The organism is Methylocucumis oryzae (genome assembly GCF_000963695.1).
Taxonomy (GTDB): Bacteria; Pseudomonadota; Gammaproteobacteria; order Methylococcales; family Methylomonadaceae; genus Methylovulum; species Methylovulum oryzae.
In genome coordinates this window covers 1-2,814 of record NZ_LAJX01000236.1, presented here as the reverse complement: position 1 = coordinate 2,814, position 2,814 = coordinate 1, and the positions used below count along the sequence as shown (strand labels likewise).

The 2,814-nt window shown below is 43.8% G+C and carries 3 protein-coding genes; 2 read left to right on the top strand and 1 reads right to left on the bottom strand.

What is annotated here, in order from left to right:
- Positions 1-234 (bottom strand): nitrilase-related carbon-nitrogen hydrolase (locus VZ94_RS18530; RefSeq protein ID WP_045780361.1); only part of this gene is annotated, 234 nt, incomplete at its 3' end.
- 234 nt (positions 235-468) lie between these two features.
- Between VZ94_RS18530 and VZ94_RS31150 the strand changes: the two genes are divergently transcribed.
- Complete coding sequence (locus VZ94_RS31150; RefSeq protein ID WP_045780360.1) at positions 469-1,197, top strand: calcium-binding protein; 729 nt, start codon at positions 469-471, stop codon at positions 1,195-1,197.
- A complete protein-coding gene (locus VZ94_RS18520) occupies positions 1,110-2,651 on the top strand; it encodes a calcium-binding protein (protein ID WP_109867731.1) in 1,542 nt (513 codons plus the stop codon). Before VZ94_RS31150 ends, VZ94_RS18520 begins: the two co-directional genes overlap by 88 nt.
- Positions 2,652-2,814 lie beyond the last annotated feature (163 nt).

Genomic DNA, 2,814 nt, shown 5'->3' with positions numbered 1-2,814 from the left:
CGCGACTTCAGACAAAATGTCAGTCGTAGAGCCTGGAATAGGTTGGGCTAAAGCAAAAAAATCCGGTGTTTGGCTTTGGCAAAAATAAGGGTCTAAATGCAATTCTGGCAATACGACTAAATCAGCGCCTTGCGCTGCCGCCTCGTCAATAAGTGCTAAAGAGGTGTTGAAATTGCTTTCTCTATCCAGAGCACAAGCTTGCTGAACGGCGCTAACGGTAATAAGTGACTTCATATAAGGCAGTAGGTAAGGCAATGAAACAGCGAATAATGTTAACGTATTTGACGTACTATTTGTAGTCTACAAAACCGATATGACGGTAATAAGAATAGGGAGGCTGGATTTGATGGATGAATAACTGCGATTTCAAGCTAACTTTAACGTCATAAGCTATGATTTAGGCCAGTAAATCGCAGGCGATTTCTTTTCTAGTATTCGGCACAACAACACCAAACCAATGAGGTCAATATGGCACAACAGGGCACCGATAACGGCGAACAATTAAACGGCACCGCAGGCAACGATGAAATCAGTGGCTTAGGCGGTAACGATTTAATATTGGGTAATGAGGGTAACGATGAGTTAAGCGGCGATGACGGTAACGATGAGTTAAGAGGTGGTGATGGTAATGACACGCTAGAAGGCGGTAATGGTGGCGATAGACTGATCGGTGGTAATGGTAACGATGTTTTCGTGGTTAATTTAGAAACGGCTGCGGCGAGTAATGAGATTTCAGATTTTGCATTTGGCAGTGACCGTATTGATTTAACAAAACTGCGTATTGCCAATTTTGCCACTATACAAGCGTTAATCGGCAATATTGGCAGTACCGATAGTGGTTTTGGTATTTATCGTAACGATGTTTGGCTGTCAACGTTTGTGGTTAATGTGCGCCAAGATGAATGGTTAGCTTCAGATTTTATTTTTTCGACAGCGGTGAGTAATGACACCGTAGGTGGTAGCGCGCTAAAAGATTATTTGTTCGGTGGCTTGGGTAATGATGTTATTAATGGCGGCTTAGGCGATGACCGATTATTTGGCGAAGCGGTAATGATACGTTATACGGCAATACCTCAACGACACCGAATGCCGCCTCAGATGGCTTTGATGTGTTATACGGTGGAGACGGTAATGATAAGTTATTCGGTGGTAGTCAAGCCGATCAGTTGTTTGGTGGTGACGGTGATGATGTATTAAACGGCGGTGAAGATTCTGATTTTATGACCGGTGGTTTAGGTGCTGACACCTTTCTTATGACAGCGGGTACGACGTATCAAAGCGATAGCATTACCGATTTTGAGTTAAGCCAAGATAAATTAAATGTCGCGGGGTTAGGTATTGCCGAGTTTGATACGATAAAAGCGCTAAGCAGTGCATCGGTGAGTAGTAGTTTAGTGTTAATTGCTCATGTGAATGGTAAAGATTCGCTGATGTTTTTTAACAGCGTGTTACCCGGTAGCTTAACTGCCGCTAACCTTATTTTTTCAACAGTTAACAGCAACGATACTAAAACTGGCGATGATAATATTAACGACTTATTTGGCGGTTTAGGCGATGATAAATTATCCGGCGGCTTAGGCGCTGACCGCTTATTCGGTGAACAAGGCGATGATATGCTTTATGGCAATACCGCACTAAATGCTATCGGTAGCGATAGTGACGGTAAAGACTTGCTGTATGGTGGCTCAGGTAATGACCAGTTGTTCGGTGGCGGGAGCAATGATTCGTTATACGGTGGTAGCGGCAACGATACATTAACTGGCGGTACAGGCGGGGATTATTTAGACGGTGGTTTAGGTAATGATACAGTGAGCTATGTTAATTCCCCAGTAGCAGTAACGGTTAGATTGTTTAGTAATTCAGCAGCTGCGGGTGATGCAAGTAGCGATACCTTGAGCAACATCGACAATATCATGGGTAGTAAACAAGGCGGTGACCAACTTATCGGTAATGCTAGCGCTAATATTATAGATGGCTCTAGCGGTGCGGATTATTTAAATGGTCGTGAAGGTAACGATGTGTATTTCGTTGATAACAGTGGCGATATAGTGACTGACCGTGCGGGTATTGATACGGTTAATAGCAGTATTAGCTATCGCTTAACGGCTGGTTTAGAAAATTTAACATTATTAGGTAGCGGTAATCTTAGTGCCACAGGTAATGAACAAGCGAATACTATTACGGGAAATTCTGGCAATAACACGTTAACCGGTGGTTCAGGTGCCGATAAATTTGTGTTTAATAGTCTTAAGGGAACCGACACTATTACTGATTTCAATGCGGATGACAGTTTATTGTTCAGTCAGGCCGTACTTCAAATTGGTGATGGTGATACGCAATTAGAAGCCAGTGTCATTATCTCATCGGGAACAGGCGGTTTTTCAGCGAATGCTGAACTTGTCATCATGCAGCAAGACATTTCTGGCGCGATTGACGAAACTAAAGCAGCGAATATGATTGGTTCAGCGAATAGCGCTTACGACGCCGGTGATAGCGTATTATTTGCTGTTGATAATGGTGATGTCACCGCCTTGTTAGTGTTCACTGCAGCCGATGCTAATGCTAGCGTTAGTGCGCAAGAGCTAAATCTTATTGGCATTATTGACAATAACTCGTCAACACAGTTATCTGATTATGGATTAATCGCTTAGGCTACCCACTTAAGCCGGGACAGGGCATTCAGAGCGCATAACGCCAGGGATGGCGTATAGTAGGCAGAAAACCGCTCCTGCGTTTTCTGCATTCACCACATCCCTGTGGCTTAGCAACGTAGGAGCAGTTGCCGAGGATGCCGTAAATACATCCCTGTAGGCT

Coding starts and splice junctions, on each gene's coding strand:
- VZ94_RS31150 (WP_045780360.1), top strand. CDS start 469: ATGGCACAACAGGGCACCGATAACGGCGAACAATTAAACGGCACCGCA.